Genomic DNA, 17,686 nt, shown 5'->3' with positions numbered 1-17,686 from the left:
CATGACATCCGGCCGCCTGCGGGACGAGACCCGGCGCCCCGTGCCGAACCGGCAGCTGGAGGTGGAGACCAAGCTGGAGATCGCCGGCGACGAGGACCTGCCGGACCTGTCCGGTCACCGCCGGCTCCGCGGGTCCGGGATCCGCACGGTGTCCGCTCCCGAGGTGTACGAGCTCGACGCCGTCTACTACGACACCGCGCGGCTGGACCTGCTGTCGTCGCGGCTGACGTTGCGGCGGCGGACCGGCGGCCACGACGCCGGCTGGCACCTCAAGCTCCCGGCCGGCGGTGGTGCCCGCACCGAGGTCACCCTGCCGCTGGAGGACGGCGCGGCGGCTGCCGACCCGGCCGGTGGACCGGCTGTCGACCGTCCGGACGGTGACGGCGGCGTCCCGCAGCGGGTACCCGCGGCGCTGGCCGAGCTGGTGGCCGGGGCGGCGCGTGGCCGGCCGCTGGTGCCGGTGTGCCGGATCCGCAACCGTCGGGTGGTGCGCCGGCTGGCCGACGCGGCCGGCACCGACCTGGTCGAGCTGGCCGACGACCACGTCGCGGCGTCCCGGCTGACCGCGACCGGCACCGCGGACACCGGGACGGAGCCGCTGCGTTGGCGCGAGCTGGAGGTCGAGCTGCTGGCCGGCACCGCCGAGCAGCTGGCCGCCACCGTCGCGGCCCTGCGCGCTGCCGGCGCCCGCCCGGCCTCGTCCGCGTCGAAGCTGGCCAGGGCGCTGGGGCGCGAGCCGGCCGCACCGGACGGCGACCGGACCGCGACCGGATCCGCGTCAGGGACCGGATCCGGGACCGGAAAGGCCGACCGCACCGCCGGCGCCGCCGTGCTGGCCGCGCTCGCCCGGCTGCGGGACGCGCAGATCGTCGCCGACCGGGCGCTGCGCGAGGGCGCCGGCGAGGCACTGCACGACGCGCGGGCCGGGGCCCGGCGGCTGCGGTCGGTGCTCGGCGCCTACGCGCCACTGTTCGACACCCCGGCGGTGCCGCTGCTCCGCGCGGAGCTCCGCGACCTGGGGCGGGTGCTGTCCGGCGCCCGGGACCTGGAGGTGCTGCGGGACCGGCTGACCGCCCAGCTGGTGGACGAGCCCGCCGAGTTCGCGGCCGCGGCGCAGGACCGCCTGGCGGCGCACTACCGGCGCACGGAGCCGGCCCTGCTGGCGGCGGTCGGCGAGTACATCCGGTCGGAGCGCTACTTCGAGCTGCTGCGCGGGATCGACCAGCTGCTCGCCGAACCGGCCCTCGCCCGGCGGTCCGGCCGGCCGGCGACGGCGGAGCTGCCGGAGCTGGTCGCGGCCCGGTGGCGGTCGCTGCGGTCCTCGGCCGTGCGCGCCCTGGCCCAGACGCAGGCCGAGGAGGGTGGCGACGCCGTCCACGAGACCCGCAAGCGCGCCAAGGCCCTGCGGTACGCCGTGGAGGCGGCGGTGCCGGCGCTCGGCAGCCCCGCCGTGGTGTTCGCGGCGGCGGTCGAGCAGCTGCAGGAGGTGCTGGGCGAGCACCAGGACGCCCTGACCTCGGCGGCGCTGCTGGTGGAGCTGGCCCGCCGGCCGGACACGGACGGCACCGCGGGCTTCACGTTCGGCCGGCTGCACGCGTTCGAGCAGGCGGTGGCGCACGGCGCCGTCGACGACTTCGGCGACGCCTGGGCACGCATCGAGGACGGCGAGCTCCTGGCCGCGCTGCGGCGCTGAGCCGGCCCGGCCGCGGATGCCCCACGACGGCCGGACCGGCTCACTCGCCTGTCGTCACGCACCCACCGGCGTACCGGCCGCGCCGGCTCACCGGGGCCAGCCGGGCTCCCGCCGCGAGTTGATCACCAGGTTCTGCACGAAGGTGTCCGGCGGCAGGGTCAGCACGAACTCGACGGCACTGGCGACCGTGTCCGGCGCCATCATCACCTCGTCGGACAGGTGCCACTGCTCCATCATCGGCGTGTTCATCGCGCTCGGCATCAGCCCGTGGATGCGCGCCGGCCACCGGTACTCGTGCGCCTCGCGCTGCATGACCTGGGTCAGCATGGCCAGCGCGGCCTTGGACGAGTTGTAGGCCGCGGCGTCGGCGCCGACCGAGATCGCCGAGATCGAGATGACGTTGACGACGTCCGCCGGGAACTCGCGCTCGGCCGTTCTCGACCCCGCGCCGACCGCCCGCAGGAACGCCCGGGTGACGAACAGCGGCCCGCTCTGGTTGACCGCGACGACCTGGTTCCACTGCTCGTCGGTGACGTCGACGACGCCGGCGCCGCGGTCGGTGCCGGCGTTGTTGACCAGACCGTCGAAGCGGTCGCCGTGCCGCGAGTGCACCTGCGCCACGACCCGGTCGGCGTCCGCGGAGTCGGTGACGTCCAGCCGGGTCCACTCGGCGCGGCCGCCGGCGCGCTCGACCTGCGCGACGGTCTCCTGCGCCCCGTCGGTGTCGACGTCCGCGACGACCGGGACGGCGCCGCCGCGGGCCAGCCGGAGGGCGGTGGCCCGGCCGAGACCGCTGCCTCCTCCGGTGATCAGGACTACTCGGTCGGCGAGCGGGCGCATCGTGCTCCTCTGTGATGGTCGTGGCTGGTCCGAGCGCATCCGGGACACCGTCCCGGCGCGGCCCGCGACCGGTGCGCCGCACGGGTCACCCGTGCGACGACCGGCCGTGCCGTGACGGTAGCGTCACCTGCAGGACGGGCAGGTGGCCCGGTGCCGGGTCGCAGGCCGGGCAGCACCCGCAGCACGGGTCCGTCCCCTCCCCCGTCCGCGCCGGCAGCCGGCCCGACCCGCCGCGAGGTCCGACCGTGTCCACCACCGTCCCCGCGCCGGAGGCCGCCGCACCCCCGGCCGGAGCGGTGCCACCGGACGAGGACCCGCGGGTGACCGTCGTGGTGATGAGCCGCAATCGGCGGGACGAGCTGCTCGGCTCGCTCGGCCGGCACCGCGCGCCGGTGGTGCTGGTGGACAACGGCTCCGACGACGGCACCGCTGACGCGGTGCACCGGGCGCACCCGCGCGTCCAGCTGGTGCCGCTGCCCGACAACGTCGGCGCCCACGCCCGCACCATCGGCGTGCGCCGGGCCGCCACCGAGTTCGTCGCGTTCGCCGACGACGACTCGTGGTGGGCACCCGGGTCGCTGGCCGCGGCGGCCGACGTGCTGGCCGCCCATCCGGACGTCGCCGTCGTGCAGGCGCGGGTGCTCGTCGGACCCGAGGAGCGGCTGGACGGCCTCTGCGCGCAGCTGCCGGACTCGCCGCTGCCGCGTCCCGCCGGCGCCCCCGGGCCGGTGCTGCTCGGGTTCATCGCCTGCGGCGCGATGGTGCGCCGCTCGGCGTTCCTGGCGGCCGGCGGGTTCGACGACGTCGTGCGGTTCCCCGGCGAGGAGGAACGGCTGGCGCTGGACCTGGCGACGGCCGGGTCGCTGATCGTCTACCGGGACGACGTGGTGGTGCACCACCACCCGTCGCCGCGCCGGCACGACCGGGCCGCACGGGTCGCCGCCGTCACCCGGTCCGCCCTGCTCACCGCGGTGCAGCGGCTGCCGTGGACCTGGGTCGGCCGCGCCCTGCTCCGGGCGGTGCGCGGGGGGCCCGCGACGCGGGCCGGCGTGCGGGCCGCGCTGCCGGACCTGGCGGCCGCGCTGCGCGCCCGCCGGGTGGTCCCGCCGCACGTCCGGGCGCTGCGCCGGATGCTGGAGTGATCCGGCCCGCCATGGTGACGCAACGTCGATCCCAGCCCGCCGACTCGCTGGACGAGGCGGTGGAGCGGTGGCGCACCGTCCGTCCCGACCTGGACTGGTCCGGCTCGGCGGCGCTGGCGCGGCTGGTGCGGGTGGCCGCCCTGGTCAACCGCCAGGTCGAGGCGGCGGTGGCCGCGCACGGGCTGACGGCCGGGGAGTTCGACCTGCTGTCGCTGCTGCGGGCCGGTGCGGCCGGCCGGCCGATGTCGATCAGCGAGCTGGGCGCGCAGCTGCTGCTGTCCGCCGCGGCCATGACGCACCGGGTGGACCGGCTGGAGGCCGCCGGCCTGGTGCTGCGGCAGCGGGTGCACCCCGACCGGCGCAACCTGTCGCTGCTGCTCACCGAGCGCGGCCGGACGGTGGTCGAGACGGCCGTGGCGGACCGGCTCGCCGCCGAGCAGCGCATCCTGGCCGCGCTGTCGCCGGTGGAGACCGCCCGGATGGACGCGGTGCTGCGGAGGCTGTCCGGCTCGCTGTCGGCCGACTGAGCGAGCCGGTCCGGTGTCGCGAAACGGACGTGTAGGGCCCGTCGCCCTGGGTACCGCTCGCGCGTCGTCCGACAGCGGCGATCCTGCCGGAGGGACGGTCGAGTGGACGGAACCGGACTGAGCCTGGCCGTGGGCGCCCTGGCCCGGACGGCCGTCGGGGCGCCGGCCGCGGACCAGGTGCTGCGCCGCCTCTGCGAGGTCGCCGTGACCTCGCTGGACGCCGACGGGGTCGCCGTGCGGGTCGTCGACACCGGGTCCCCGACCCTGGCCCACGCCTGCCCGCCCGGGAATCCCCTGACCCGGCTGCTGCAGCCGCCGGACGGCGGACCGTGGCGCGAAGCGGTCGACGGCCGGGTCGCCGTGTCGGCCGACGGCGCCGAGGAGATCGCCCGGCGCTGGTCGGGCGTCGGTGCCGGTGCCGCGGACACCGGCGTCGGGTCGCTGGCCGTGCTGCCGCTCACCGCCCGCGACCGCTGCTGGGGGACGCTGGACCTCTACCGGGCCGCCCCGGGCGGGTGGACCGCGGCGGACCGGGTCGGGGCGCAGCTGCTCGCCGACGTCGCCACCTCCTACCTGGTCATGGCCGCCGACCGGGCCGACGTCCTGGCCGACAAGGAGCACCTGGCCGCCCGCGTGCTGCACGACGAGCTGACCGGCCTGCCCAACCGCGGGTTGATCCACGAGCTGATCGACCACGCCCTGGCCGCCGCGGAGCGGCACCGCCGCCCGGTGGCGGTGCTCTTCGTCGACCTGGACCGGTTCAAGGAGGTCAACGACACCCACGGGCACGCCGTCGGCGACCGGGTGCTGCAGGCCGTCGCGAGCCGGATGCGCGCCGCGGTCCGGTCGGCCGACACCGTGGGCCGGCTGTCCGGGGACGAGTTCGCCGTCCTGGTCGAGGACCTGCCCGCCGAGGCCGACCAGCAGCACCGGCACCTGGTGGCACTGGCCGACCGGGTGTCCGCCGCCGTGGCGACGCCCGTCCCGGCCGGGTCCACGGACGTCACGGTGTCCGCCAGCATCGGCATCACCGTCACCACCGACCGGCCGGCGGCCACGGACCTGCTGGACCACGCCGACGCGGCGATGTACGCGGCGAAGGCCGCCGGCCGGAGCCGGACGGTGGTCCGCCGGTTCGTGCCGCCGACGCCCGGCGGCGCCGTGCAGCGCCGCCGGCTGTACGAGGCGCTCGATCGGGGCGAGTTCCGCGTGCACTACCAACCGATCGTCACGACCGACGGCGGCGTGGTGGCCGTCGAAGCGCTGCTGCGCTGGCAGCACCCCGACGAGGGGCTGCTCCCGGCCGTCCGGTTCATCGAGGCCGCGCAGGCCACCGGGGCGATCGTGCCCATCGGCCGCTGGCTGCTCACGGAGGTGGCCGGCCAGCTGCGCCGGTGGCGCGCCGATCTCCCGGACACGGCACCCGGGACGGTGTTCTGCAACCTGTGCCCGCGCGAGATCGTCGATGACGACCTGATCGACCACATCGCGACGGTGCTGGCGACGGACGGGCTGACCGCTGCCGACCTGGGCGTCGAGGTCCTGGAGAGCCACCTCGGCGACGACCGGCTGGTCCCCGTGCTCGACCGCCTGCGCAGCGCCGGTCACCCCGTCGCGATCGACGACTTCGGCGTCGGCTACTCGTCGCTGCACCGGCTGGTCGAGCTACCGGTCAGCCACCTGAAGCTGGACCGGTCGTTCACCGCGCGGTTGCCGGCGGACCGGCGCGCCCGCACGGTGGTGGACGCGGTGGCGGCCATCGCCACCGGGCTCGGGCTGCAGCTGGTGGGCGAGGGCGTCGAGACCCCCGAGCAGGCGCGCTGCCTGGTCGAGGCCGGCGCCGACCTGCTCCAGGGGTTCCGGTGCGGCGCGCCGATGGCGGCGACCGAGGTCACGGCACTGCTGACCGCGAGCGGTGTGCCGGCGCACTGAGCCGCTGCGCCGGGCGGCCGGCACCCGGACGCGATCCAGCGGCCCGCGACGGCATGCGGCAGCATGGCGGGATGGCGCAGTCACACGTCGACGACGAACTGTGGGACGAGTTCCACACCGTGGTGAACATGACGTCCCGGGAACTGCAGGAGTGGCTCGAGGTGCGCGACTCCGGTCCGGACGCCGAGCCGGTGCCGGACGAGGCCGGCACACCCACCGGCCAGGCGGTGCTGGGCGTACTGCGCAAGCGGCGCACGGACCTCACCGAGGACGACGCCCGCGTCATGCGCAGGGTGGTCGATCTGGTCCGCAGCGAGCGGCGCGAGGACCTGGAGCCGGTGGCCGGCGAGGCCCACTGGCGGTACCGGCTGATGACCGTCGGGCACGACCCGCTCAAGCCGGCCCGCTAGGCACCGTGCGGGCTCGGTTCCGGCGGAACCGGGTCAGCGGCCCGCCACGGGTGCGCCGAGCTGCGCGTCCACCGCGTCGAGCACCTCGTCGACGGTGATCCGCGCGAGCGCGGGATCGACCGCGCTGCCGTGCGGGTCGCCGGGCGCGGCCGGGTCGCCGCGGTAGAGGACGGTGTGCAGCTCGGGGTCGACCGCTGGTCCCCACCAGGCCGGCGGGATCGGTCCGAACAACAGCACCGAGGGCACTCCGAGCGCGGTGGCGATGTGCGCGACGCCTGTGTCGCCGCACGCCACCAGCCGGGCCGCGCCGACCACCTCGGCGAGCTCGGGCACGGACAGCCGGCCGGACAGGTCGCGGACCTCGCCGCGGTCCACCGCCGCGGATCCGCCGACGGGGCCGCCCGCAGGTGCCGTGCCGGCCACCGCCGCGCACAGGTCCCGCTCGGCGGCACTACCGGTCACCAGCACCGGATGCCCGGCGCCGGCCAGCGCCGTCACGACGGCGCGCCACCGGTCCGGCGGCCACCGGCGGGACCCGAAGGCGGCGCCGGGGTGCACGACGACGGCGTCGCCGGGCGCGGCGGGGTTGGGCAGGCGCAGGTCGTCGCGCCCGCACGGGCCGCCGGCCCAGGTGACGAGCCGGCACCACCGGTCCACCTCGTGCTCGTCGCGCCGCCAGACCGGGCCGTCGGGGTAGCCGGCCTCCGGTGACGCCCAGCTGACCAGGCGCTCCGGTCGGGTCGCCGCGACGACGGCGTGGCTGGCCGGCCCGCGCCCGTGCAGGTCCACCCCGACGTGCCCGCCGCCGGGCGGCAGCGCCAGCGGCTCCAGGTCGTGGGCCGGCAGCACCGCGTCCACCAGCCCGTACCCCTGCAGCCAGCGGCCGAGGTGTGCCGGGCCGGCGAGCACGATGCGCCGGTCCGGCCAGGCCCGGCGCACGCCGCGCAGCGCCGCGACCCCGGCCAGCGCGTCGCCCAGCCCGAGCGCCCGGAGTACCAGCACGTCTCCGGGCCCCAGCGCCCGGCCGCCGGTGGGGCCGTCGTCGCCCCTGGACCCGATGCCGCCGGCACCGGGTCCCGGCATGTCCGTGAGGCCGCCGATCCCGCCGCTCACTCCGGCGGCGCGGCCGGCACGGCCGGCCGGGCGTCTCCGGCTGCCCGGGACCGCTGCAGGATGCCGGTGGTCGACCGGCCGTCCAGGTACGGCAGCAGGACGACCCGGCCGCCGTGCCGGCGCACCGTCCCGGACTCGACGAGCGGGGTGGCGCCGTAGTCGCCGCCCTTGGCCCAGACGTCCGGCCGCAACAGGTCCAGCACCTGCCGCGGGTCGTCCTCGTCGAACACCACGACGGCGTCGACGCAGTCGAAGGCCCGCAGCACCCTGGCCCGGTCCTCGACGCCCACCACCGGCCGGTCCGGACCTTTGAGCCGGCGCACCGACTCGTCGGAGTTGATCACCACGACCAGGGCGTCGCCGAGCCGTCGGGCCGCCTGCAGGGTCGCCACGTGACCGGGATGGACGATGTCGAAGCACCCACCCGTCGCGACGACGGTGCCGCGCAAGCGCAGCCGGTCCCCCAGCCGGCGGACCTCGTCGGGCCCGTCGGCCGGGGCGTCGATGCCGGGCAGCCCGGCGACCGACGCCACCCCGACGGGCAGCCCGGCGGATCCGCCGTCCGGTCCGCCGCCGTCCGGCCCGGACCCGACGCGGACCGGTGCCTCGTCCCGGCGTCGCCGGAAACCGTCGGCGCCGCCCGTCGCCACCCAGGCCGACGCCTCACCGACCGCCCGCTGCACGGCCTCGGACAGCACCGCACCGCGGGCCAGGGCCACGGCGGCGGTCGCGGCGAACCGGTCCCCCGCCCCGCACGGGTCCCCGCCGGTGACGGCCGCCGCCGGCACGAACAACGGGTCGCTGCCGGCCAGCGCCAGGTAGGCGCCGGCCTCGCCCGCCGTGACGCACACGCCGGTCGCCGACAGCTCGGTGCGCAGCCGGACGGCCAGCTCGTCGGGATGCCGGCCGCCCGTCGCGGCACCGCCCGCGCGGGCCACCGCCGCGGCCGCCTCCGCGAGGTTCGGCGTCACCAGCACGCACCGCGGCACCGGGTCGCCGCCGCGCGGGTGCGGGTCCCAGACCACGTGAGTGCGGGCCGCCGCGGCACCGAGCAGGCGGCGCACCTCCGGGTGCCGGGTGACGCCGGCGCCGTAGTCCGAGACCAGCACCACGTCCGCCGCCGCCAGCGCCGCCTCGACCGCGGCCAGCTCGCCGTCGACCGGGGCCGGCGCGCCGGGGCCGCCGTCGTCGACCCGGACGACCGACTGCCCGGCGCTGCGCACCCGGGTCTTGGTCCGAGTGCCACCCTCGTGGCCGAGCCCGACCACCGCGACGCCGCCGGCCGCCAGCTCGTCACGGAGCCGCCGGCCGCCGGTGTCCTCGGCGAGCGGCGCCACCAGGGTCACCCGAGCGCCCGACGCGGCGCACAGCAGCGCGGTCAGTCCGGCACCGCCCGGGCTCTCCCGGACGGCGGTCACGTCGACGACGGGCACCGGCGCGTCCGGGCTGATCCGCTCGGTCCGGCCGTCGACGTCACGGTCCAGGACGACGTCGCCGACGACCACCACGTGCGGCGCCGCGTCCGGCAGCGGCGCGTCCGGCGCCGCGTCTGACGCCGCGGACGGCGATGCCGCGGACGGGCCGGACGGGCGGGCCTGCTCGGCCGCCCGGGGCTCCGGGACGGGTCCCGGCACCGCGAACGGGTCGGTGACGCCCGACCGGACGACCGGCGCGGCCGTACCGCTGCCTGCACCCGCTCCGGGGACCGGCGCCGCGGCTGCCGGGGTCGCGGTCCTCGGCGGCGAGGCCACCGCACGCGCACCGGCCGCAATCGCCGTCCGGCGCTCCGCCGCCGGCACCAGCACCTCGTCGACCGCGGCGCACAGGGCGTGCACCGCGACCAGGTGCGCCGTCTGCACCGCGGAGGTGGACGGCGCGTCGATCGCCACGGCGTCGTCGCACCGCTCGGTCAGCGGGTTCGGGCCGGGCCCGGTCAGCGCCCAGGTGCGGATGCCCAGCTCGCGGGCCCGTTCCGCGGCCTGCAGCACGTTGGGGCTGCGGCCCGAGGTCGACAGCAGGACCAGCACGTCGCCGGCCCGGCCGTGCGCCTGCACCTGGCGGGCGAACATGGCGTCGATCCCGTAGTCGTTGACGATCGCCGTCAGGCTCGACGTCTCGGCCGCCAGCGCGATCGCCGACAGCGGCCGCCGCTCGTCGACGAACCGCCCGACCAGCTCGGCCGTCAGGTGCTGCGCCTCGGCCGCACTGCCGCCGTTGCCGGCGGCCAGCAACCGGCCGCCGCGGTCGAGCACCCCAGCCAGCTCACGGCCCCAGTCCAGCAGCCGCTGCTCGTGCGTCCGCAACGACGCCAGGGCCTGCTCCAACTCGCCGCCGTGCGTCTCGAACCACGCCCACCCGGTCATCGGGCCACCGCCGCGACCGTGGCTGGCTCGGCGACCTCGAGGTAGACGTCCACGGTGGCCGCGGCCACGGCCGGCCAGGCGTAGCGGTCGACGGCGCGCCGGCGGGCCGCCCGACCGAGGGCCTCCCGGCGGGCCGGGTCCGCGAGCAACCCGGACACCGCGCCGGCCAGCGCGGCGGGGTCGCGCGGCGGCACCAGCAGCCCGGTGACGCCGGGCAGCACGGTGTCGAGCAGGCCGCCGACCGCGGAGCCGACGACCGGACGGCCGGACGCGGCCGCCTCCAGCGGCACGATGCCGAACGGCTCGTACCAGGGGCAGGCCAGCACGACGTCCGCCGACCGGTACAGGTCGGGCAGCTCGGCGCGGCCGACGCTGCCGAGCAGCCGCAGCCGGTCGGCCACCCCCAGCCGGACCGCGAGCCGGGTCAGCCGCACGGCTTCGGGGTCGCGGTGCAGATCCGCGGCGGGCGGGCCGCCGGCCACCACCAGCTCGACGTCGGGCAGGGCGGGCAGGGCCTCGATCACGGTGTCGACGCCCTTGCGCCCGACGAGCCGGCCCACCGACAGCAGCCGGTACCGCGGGCGGCCGCGGCTGCCGACCGGGTCGATCCGGTCGGTGGCCGCGGGACCGGTTCCGTCGGCGGCCGGTCGCGGCGTGAAGTGCTCGACGTCGACCCCGCACGGCACGACCCGGACCCGGTCGGCCGGGACGCCCATCCGGTCGAGCTCGGCCACCTCGTCCGAGCAGGTGGCGACCACCCGCTGCACCCGGCGGCCGACCCGGGTCTCGGTGGTGACCCGGTCGGCGGGGCTGGTGTCGGCGTCGCCCTGGTGGCGGCGCTTGACCGTGCCCAGCGCATGGAAGGTCTGCACGACGGGGACGGCGGTGCCGCGGACGGCGTCCAGCGCCGCGACGCCGGACATCCAGAAGTGCGCGTGCACCACGTCGGGCAGGCCGGTGCGCAGCCAGGACCGGCGCAGCTCCCGGCCGAACTGCGGCATGAACACCGCGAGGTCGTCCTTGCCGAGCGGCTCGGCGGGGCCGGCGTCCACGTGCACCACCCGGTACCCGGCCGCGGTGCGGACGGTCCCGGGCAGGTCCGGCGCGTCCCGCCGGGTGTGCACGGTGACGTCGTGGCCCTGCCGGACCAGCTCCGCCGCCAGCGCCGCGACGTGCACGTTCTGCCCGCCGGCGTCGACCCCGCCAAGGGTCGCCAGCGGACTCGCGTGTTCGGACACCAGGTCGACCCTCACCGGACCACCTCCGTCAGGACGTGCTGCCAATCGGACAGGAACCGCTGGAGACCGAAGTGCGCCAGCGCGTGGCGGCGGGCGGCCGCGCCGACCTCCCGGGCCTCGTCGGGGTCGGCCAGCCAGCGCCGGGCGGCCGCGAGCAGGACCTCGCGGTCGGCGCTGACCACGCCGGCGTCCCGGGGCACCGCCTCGGGGGCGGCCGTGCCGGCGAAGACCGCGACCGGCATGCCGATCGTCATCGCCTCCAGCAGGGACAGCCCCAGGCTGGTCCACCGGTACGGGTGCAAATAGGCCCGGTGCCGGGCCATCTCGTGGTGCAGCTCGTCCTGGGACAGGTTGTGCACCCGGCCGGCGAGCGCCGGGGCCTGCGCGGCGAGCAGGTCGGTGCCCATGCCGTAGACGTCGACCGGCACCCGGTCGGCCATCCAGACCACCAGGTCGGTGCCGGCGACCCGGGTGCGCCGGACCGGCTCGTTGACCGCGACGGCCAGCCCGTCGCGCTCACCCGAGTACAGCGGGCCGGGGTCGACGATGCCGTGGTCGACCACCGACGTCGGGGCGACGCCGTTGTCCCACATCTCGCGGTTCCAGTGGGTCACGTGGACGACCGGGATGTCGGTGCGGTCGGCGAGCGGGTGCCGGCTGTCGACCGGGCCGCCGCGCGGCGCGTCGTGCTCGACGTAGACCGCGGGCACGTCCCGGCCGGGACGCCGCCCGGTCCACCGCTCGACCAGCTCGATCTCGTGCTGGCGCTGCAGCAGGACGACGTCGACGTCGGCGTCCCGCAGCTGCTCGGGCGGGAGTTCCGTGACGCTGGCCGGCCAGTCCCAGGTGCGGGCCCGCCCGACGCCGTCCGGTCCGCGGTCGGGCAGCACCGGCAGGAGGTAGCTGTCCGGGCCCTGGACGAACGAGGTCATCCAGGATCCGTGCACGTGCCAGGCCAGGATCTTCACACCGCCACCTCTCGTGTCGTCGCCGCGGGTCGGTGGGAGGTACCCGCGGACGGTGCCCGCCCGACGCGCCGCGGCGGTCCGGCGAGCCCGGCCACCGCGGCGACCACCCGCTCCGGGGCGATGGACGTCAGGCACGGGTGACCGGCCACCGGGCAGTCGCGGGCCCGGCTGCCCCGGCACGGCGCCTGCTGGTCGCCGAGCAGCACCGAGGGCACGCCGTACGGTGCCCACCGCGCGGCCGGCACCACCGGGCTGAACAGCGACACCACCGGTGTCCCGACCGCGGCGGCCAGGTGCGCCGGTCCGGTGTTGCCCACGACGACCGCCGCCGCGCCGGCCAGCACCGCCGCCAGCTGCGCCAGGTCGGTGCGGCCGGACAGGTCGGTGACGCCGTCCCGGGTGGCCCGCGCCTGCCGGGCCACCCGCGCGCCCAGGTCCCGCTCGGCCGGACCGCCGGTGACCACGACGGGCCAGCCGGCGTCCCGCAGCGCGGCGGCGAGGGCGGCGGCGTGGCCGGGCAGCGGCGCCCGGGCCGGGACGGACGCGCCGGGGTGCAGCACCACGTACGGCCCCGCGGGGACGAGCGCCGCCACCGGCGGGAGCGGCCGCCGGACGGCGAGCAGCCCCGCATCGCCCGGCGGCAAGGCTCCCCCGGCCGCCTCGGCCAGCTGGAGCGCGGCGACCGCCTCGTGGACCTCGGCGCGGCGGTGCCGGACGTCCAGCAGCGCGCCGGGGTAGTCCGCGCTGTCGGCGGCGACGAACGGGACGCCGGCCAGCCGCAGCAGCAGCGCCATCGGCAGCGGGCTCTGGTGGAACGAGGTGAACACGACGGCCCGGTCGTAGCGGCGGGCGGCCAGGTCGGCGACCAGGGCCTGCACCGCCGCGGGGTTCACGGCGGACGGCCGGTAGCCGGTCCACGGCGCATCGAAGACGAGCACGTCGTCCACCCCGGGCAGCAGCCCGGCCGCCTGCCGCCCGGCCGGGGACCCCAGGAGGTCCACCCGCTCGACCGGGCCGGTGCCGGGACCGCCGTGCCGCAGGGCGCGGACGGCCGGGCCGGCCAGCAGCACGTCGCCGTCGCTGTCCAGCCGGACGGCCAGCACCCGGGTCACCGGACGCTTCCTGGCACCGGGCGCGACCCGCCGGTCCGGTCGAGCGCCAGCTCGACGGCGGCGGCCAGGTCGGCGGCGACGAGCGGGGCGGCGTCGATCTCGGCCTGCCGGGTGACGGGCGTGGGCACCAGCACGCCGACGGCGCCGGCGGCCCTGGCCGCCTCGACGTCCGCGCCGATGTCGCCGACGACGGCGCACTCGTACGGCTGGACGCCCAGCGCCCGCGCGGCGCGCAGCACCAGCAGCGGCGACGGCTTGCGGCACGGGCAGCCGTCGTCCGGCCCGTGCGGGCAGATCTGCCAGGTGCCGACGGGACCGACCCGGCGCTCGATCTCCCGGTTCACCGCGTCGACCTGCCCGGCGGTCAGCAGCCCGCGGGCGATACCGGACTGGTTGCTCACCACGCCGATCGCCAGGCCGGCCGCCCGCAACCCGTCGAGCACCTCGCGGGCCCCGGCGACGGGCCGGACGGCGGCCGGGTCGCCGTTGTAGGGGACGTCGTGGACCAGGGTGCCGTCCCGGTCGAACAGCACGGCCCGGACGGGCGGCGGCCAGGCGGTGGCGGTCCGGTGGCGCCAGCTGCCGGCCAGCCGGTGCGCGACGGCGACGACCGGGATGACCGCGCTCGTGGCGAGCATCCGGCGGAGCTCGGCGGTCCCGCCGGCCTCGCGGGGCCGCGGTCCCGGGGCGACCCGCCGGCGCAGGAAGTCGGTGGTCAGCGCCGTCCAGGTCAGTGCACCGGCGGCCGCGACGCGCGGGCGGCGGGCCGCGAGGCCGGCCAGCCCGACCGCCGCGGCGGCGACGGTGCCCAGGTGTGCAGGCCCCCGACCGGGACCGGCCGCGGTGACCGTGCGCCAGTCCCGCCCGTACCGGCGGCGGAGCAGGGCGTCGTCCCGGTTGCCGGCCTGCACCCGGACGCTGACCCAGCCGTCGGCGGGCCGCACCGGGTGGATCGTCGTCCGCCCCCCGCGCCGCAGCGTCCAGCCGGCGGCGCGGACCCGCGCGGCGAGGTCGGCGTCCTCGCGGTAGGCCCGCGGGAAGCGCTCGTCGAAGCCCTCGACCCCGACGAGCGCGTCCCGCCGGTAGGCCATGTCGGCGGTCGCCCACGCGGCATCCCGCAGCCCCGCGGTGTTCCGCTCCCAGTCGGTGGGCCGGCGATCCACGGGGAGCGGCACCTCGAGCCGGCCCTGCACCCCGCCGACCGGCGTCGAAGCGCCCGCGGCGGTGTCGCCGGTGGACGTCCGGGCGCCGGCCGGCCGGTCGGATTCGGCATCGGCCAGGTCCTGGAGCAGGAGGTCGTACCAGTCCTCGGGCACCACCACGTCGTCGTCCAGGAACGCCACCCAGCGCGCGCCGGTGGCCCGCCAGCCGACGTTGCGGGCGGCCGCCGGACCGCGGCCGCCGGACCGCAGCACCCGGCACGGCCAGGGCAGCGCGGGGACGTCGAGCGGCTCCGGCGGGACGCCGGCGGTGCGGCCGGTGGTGCGGTCGGCGGGCTCCAGCGGCCGGTCGTCGACCACGACGACCTCGATAGGTCCCGCGGCCGCAGCACCCTCCGGCCCGGCGGTCACCGGTGCGGCGGCGGCCTGCGCGCCCAGGCTGTCCAGCAGGCGGCGCAGCGACGGCCGGCCGATGGTGGGCACGACGACGGCGACCTCGGGCACACCGGTGCCGGCCACCGGCTCGGTCGCCGCCACCGGCGTCCGCCGGGTCACCGCCGCGTCCACCGTCACGCGCGTGCGGCCGGCGCCGACCCGAACAGCGCCGACCGGCGGACCAGGTGCGGCCCGAGGACCAGCGCCGCGACGGGCGCCGACCCGAACAGCTCGAGTGCCTCCCGCGGGTCGTCGACCATCGGCCGGCCCGCGGTGTTCAGGCTGGTGTTGATCACGACCGGCAGCCCGGTGCGGGCCCGGAAGGCCTCCAGGGTCGCGCCGAGCCGGGGCTGCGTCGCCGGGTCCACCGTCTGGATCCGGGCGGTCCCGTCGACGTGGACGGCGGCGGCGATCCGCTCCCGCCACTGCGGCGCGACGCGGTGCACGAACAGCATGTAGGGGCTGGGGATGGGGCCCTCGGAGAAGATCTCGGCGGCGTGCTCGGCGAGCACCATCGGAGCGACGGGGCGGAACTGCTCGCGGCCCTTGACGTCGTTGAGCCGCTCCAGGTTCTCCATCGGACCGGGGTGCGCGAGCAGCGACCGGTGGCCCAGCGCCCGCGGCCCGAACTCGCTGCGCCCGTCGAACCAGGCGATGATCCCGTTGGCCGCGAGGATGTCGGCGACCGCGGCCGGCAGGTCGTCGGGTGTCTCGAAGGGCACCGCCGCGGTGCGCAGCACGGCGGCCAGGTCGTCGTCCGACCAGCTCCGGCCCAGGTCCGCGCCAGGCATCGGCAGCACCTCGTCGCCCGCATCCGCGCCGGCCTGCAGCGCGGCGCCGAGGGCCGTGCCGGCGTCACCGGCCGCCGGCTGCACCCACACCTCTTCGAACGGCGTCTCGCGCCAGATCCGCGAGTTGGCCACGCAGTTCAGCGCGGTACCGCCGGCCATGGTGAGCACCCGGTCCCCGGTCTGCGCGTGCAGCCAGCGGGCCAGGTCGACCAGCACCTCCTCGAGGCGGGCCTGCACGGAGCAGGCCAGGTCGGCGTGCACGCCGCCCCAGGTGCCGTCGTCGATGCGACGGGGCGCCCAGCGCTCCCAGTCCGGGATCGGCGCGAGGAACCCGCCGTCGTCGGTGGCCCGGACGGTTTCCCGGAGCTCCTCGAGGAACCGCGGCCGGCCGTAGGAGGCCAGCGCCATCACCTTGTACTCGTCGCTGGACCGGAGGAACCCCAGGTGCTCGGTGAGCGACTCGTACAGCAGCCCCACAGAGTGCGGCAGTTCCTGGCTGGCCAGGTACTCCAGACGCCCGCCGGTGTACCGCCCGGCCAGGTGCGACGCCCGCTCGCCGCGGCCGTCGAGTACCAGCACGCTGCTGTCGGCGAACGGCGAGGCCAGCGCCGCGGAGGCCGCGTGCGCGACGTGGTGCGGGACGAACCGCACCTTCGCCGGGTCCAGCCCGGGTAGCGCGGCGGCGAGGAAGCCGGGCGCGCGCTCGGCGTAGGTCACCCGCAGGTGGTCCCACGGGTCCGACAGCCCCATCTCGTCGGCCGACTTGGCCAGCGCGGGGTCGAAGGAGTACGCGACCACGTCGATGTCGTCGACGGAGAGCCCGGCGTCGGACAGGCACCAGCGCATGGCCAGCTCCGGCAGCTCCCAGGCCGAGAACGGCACCGGCCGCTTGCCGTGCTTGCGCCGGCTGAAGCGCTCCTCCTCGGCCGCCGAGCGGACCTCGCCGTCGACGACGAGCGCCGCCGACGGGTCGTGGAAGATCGCGTTGACGCCCAGCACTCGCACAGGCAGAGCCCTCCCAGCAGACGACCGGCCGCAGTGTCCGGTGCAGTGATCGGTTCGGCTTCGAACCGATCCGACTCGGACTCTGGTGCCCGGGACGGGCCCGCGTCAACCTCCATCTCTTCAGCGTCGAAGTGTTTCACCCGTTCCGACCTGCACTGCTCAACGGAAGGTGACTCCGTTCGGCGGTGTCGGACGGCTCAGGCGAGCCGGCGCGCATGCAGCACGAGGTCCTCGGTGTGGTGCGCACCGCCCCCGCCCTGGGGGACCACCCGGGCGCGGCGCTCGTCGACCTCGACCGCCCAGCCGTCGTCCAGCAGCTCGGCGACCATCCGCGGCGAGACGTAATCCGCCGGGTCGAACCCGTCGTGCGGCTCCTGGTCCTCGATACCGGCGTGGTGCACGACGAGCAGCCGGCCGCCCGGGGCGACAGCGTCGATCAGCGCGCGTTCGGCGGCCCGGTCCGGCGCCCGCAGCAGCGCCGGGTACAGGGCCGAGACCAGGTCGAACGCCTTCGCCGGCAACCCCGCGTCGACCAGGCCGGAGTGCACCCACCGCACCGACACCCCGGCCCGCTCCGCGTGCTCGGCGGCCCGGGCGAGCGCGACGCCGGACACCTCGAGTCCCGTGACGTCCCAGCCGCGGGCGGCCAGCCAGACGGCGTCCGCGCCCTCCCCGCACCCGACGTCGAGCACCCGCCCCGGCGGAAGCCCGGCCACCTCGGCCACCAGCGCGCCGTTCGGCTGCCCGCTCCAGACCTGCTCGCGCTCCAGGTAGCGCCGGTCCCAGGCCTGCTCCTCGGTGCCGCCCGGAGCGAGGGCGGCCGGATCGGTCGGCGCCGGGACGCCGTGGGTCGGCGGGACGGGGTCGGTGGACGGGGCGGCGGAACGAGGGCTGGGCGCGGCGGGGTCGGTCACCGGTCCACCGTGGCGCACCGAGGCGCGCGTCGGGCGTCGTCTT

Annotated in this window: 14 protein-coding genes; 5 read left to right on the top strand and 9 right to left on the bottom strand. The window is 77.6% G+C overall.

From position 1 onward, the window contains the following. The first annotated feature begins 1 nt into the window (after position 1). Positions 2 to 1,693 (top strand): CYTH and CHAD domain-containing protein, encoded by a 1,692-nt coding sequence (locus IEY37_RS14955; protein ID WP_188942942.1) that lies wholly within the window; start codon positions 2 to 4, stop codon positions 1,691 to 1,693. An 87-nt stretch (positions 1,694 to 1,780) separates the two neighbouring features. Here IEY37_RS14955 and IEY37_RS14950 read toward each other — a convergent pair whose 3' ends face one another. Continuing rightward, entirely contained in the window at positions 1,781 to 2,533 is a 753-nt protein-coding gene (locus IEY37_RS14950) for an SDR family NAD(P)-dependent oxidoreductase (protein ID WP_188942940.1), read from the bottom strand. Between the two features lie 245 nt (positions 2,534 to 2,778). Here IEY37_RS14950 and IEY37_RS14945 point away from each other — a divergent pair, with 245 nt between their 5' ends. The 4 genes from IEY37_RS14945 (at position 2,779) to IEY37_RS14930 (ending at position 6,544) form a co-directional block, all read left to right on the top strand. Then, positions 2,779 to 3,675, top strand: a complete 897-nt coding sequence (locus IEY37_RS14945) for a glycosyltransferase family 2 protein (protein ID WP_229674469.1) — start codon at positions 2,779 to 2,781, stop codon at positions 3,673 to 3,675. 11 nt (positions 3,676 to 3,686) lie between these two features. Beyond that, complete coding sequence (locus IEY37_RS14940) at positions 3,687 to 4,202, top strand: MarR family winged helix-turn-helix transcriptional regulator (protein ID WP_188942938.1); 516 nt, start codon at positions 3,687 to 3,689, stop codon at positions 4,200 to 4,202. A gap of 102 nt (positions 4,203 to 4,304) precedes the next feature. Next, positions 4,305 to 6,134 (top strand): putative bifunctional diguanylate cyclase/phosphodiesterase, encoded by a 1,830-nt coding sequence (locus IEY37_RS14935; RefSeq protein ID WP_188942936.1) that lies wholly within the window; start codon positions 4,305 to 4,307, stop codon positions 6,132 to 6,134. Between the two features lie 71 nt (positions 6,135 to 6,205). Then, entirely contained in the window at positions 6,206 to 6,544 is a 339-nt protein-coding gene (locus tag IEY37_RS14930; protein WP_188942934.1) for a DUF3140 domain-containing protein, read from the top strand. A 33-nt stretch (positions 6,545 to 6,577) separates the two neighbouring features. On the opposite strand, the gene IEY37_RS14925 is transcribed toward IEY37_RS14930, so the two are convergent. From IEY37_RS14925 to IEY37_RS14890, 8 genes are all read right to left on the bottom strand, one after another. Beyond that, positions 6,578 to 7,627, bottom strand: a complete 1,050-nt coding sequence (locus IEY37_RS14925) for a glycosyltransferase family 9 protein (RefSeq protein WP_188942932.1) — start codon at positions 7,625 to 7,627, stop codon at positions 6,578 to 6,580. Between the two features lie 26 nt (positions 7,628 to 7,653). Then, positions 7,654 to 10,020 carry a PfkB family carbohydrate kinase gene (locus IEY37_RS14920; RefSeq protein ID WP_229674468.1) on the bottom strand — a complete coding sequence of 789 codons (2,367 nt, stop codon included), beginning with the start codon at positions 10,018 to 10,020 and terminating at the stop codon, positions 7,654 to 7,656. Then, positions 10,017 to 11,273, bottom strand: coding sequence for a glycosyltransferase (locus IEY37_RS14915; protein ID WP_188942931.1), 1,257 nt, complete (start codon positions 11,271 to 11,273; stop codon positions 10,017 to 10,019). The genes IEY37_RS14920 and IEY37_RS14915 overlap by 4 nt, the downstream gene beginning before the upstream one ends. Continuing rightward, positions 11,270 to 12,226, bottom strand: a complete 957-nt coding sequence (locus tag IEY37_RS14910) for a glycosyltransferase (protein WP_188942929.1) — start codon at positions 12,224 to 12,226, stop codon at positions 11,270 to 11,272. The genes IEY37_RS14915 and IEY37_RS14910 overlap by 4 nt, the downstream gene beginning before the upstream one ends. Then, on the bottom strand, positions 12,223 to 13,338 hold the full coding sequence (locus IEY37_RS14905) for a glycosyltransferase family 9 protein (RefSeq protein ID WP_188942927.1): 1,116 nt from the start codon (positions 13,336 to 13,338) through the stop codon (positions 12,223 to 12,225). The genes IEY37_RS14910 and IEY37_RS14905 overlap by 4 nt, the downstream gene beginning before the upstream one ends. Next, positions 13,335 to 15,002: an HAD-IIIA family hydrolase gene (locus IEY37_RS14900; RefSeq protein ID WP_188943136.1), complete on the bottom strand. Its 1,668-nt coding sequence runs from the start codon at positions 15,000 to 15,002 to the stop codon at positions 13,335 to 13,337. The genes IEY37_RS14905 and IEY37_RS14900 overlap by 4 nt, the downstream gene beginning before the upstream one ends. Positions 15,003 to 15,067: 65 nt before the next feature. After that, complete coding sequence (locus IEY37_RS14895) at positions 15,068 to 16,729, bottom strand: carbamoyltransferase family protein (protein WP_188942925.1); 1,662 nt, start codon at positions 16,727 to 16,729, stop codon at positions 15,068 to 15,070. A gap of 197 nt (positions 16,730 to 16,926) precedes the next feature. Then, on the bottom strand, positions 16,927 to 17,643 hold the full coding sequence (locus IEY37_RS14890; RefSeq protein ID WP_229674466.1) for a class I SAM-dependent methyltransferase: 717 nt from the start codon (positions 17,641 to 17,643) through the stop codon (positions 16,927 to 16,929). Positions 17,644 to 17,686 lie beyond the last annotated feature (43 nt).

Source organism: Nakamurella endophytica (assembly GCF_014646215.1).
Classification (GTDB): domain Bacteria; phylum Actinomycetota; class Actinomycetes; order Mycobacteriales; family Nakamurellaceae; genus Nakamurella; species Nakamurella endophytica.
Note: the sequence above shows the minus strand (reverse complement) of the source record. Positions and strands in the feature narration are given on the sequence as shown.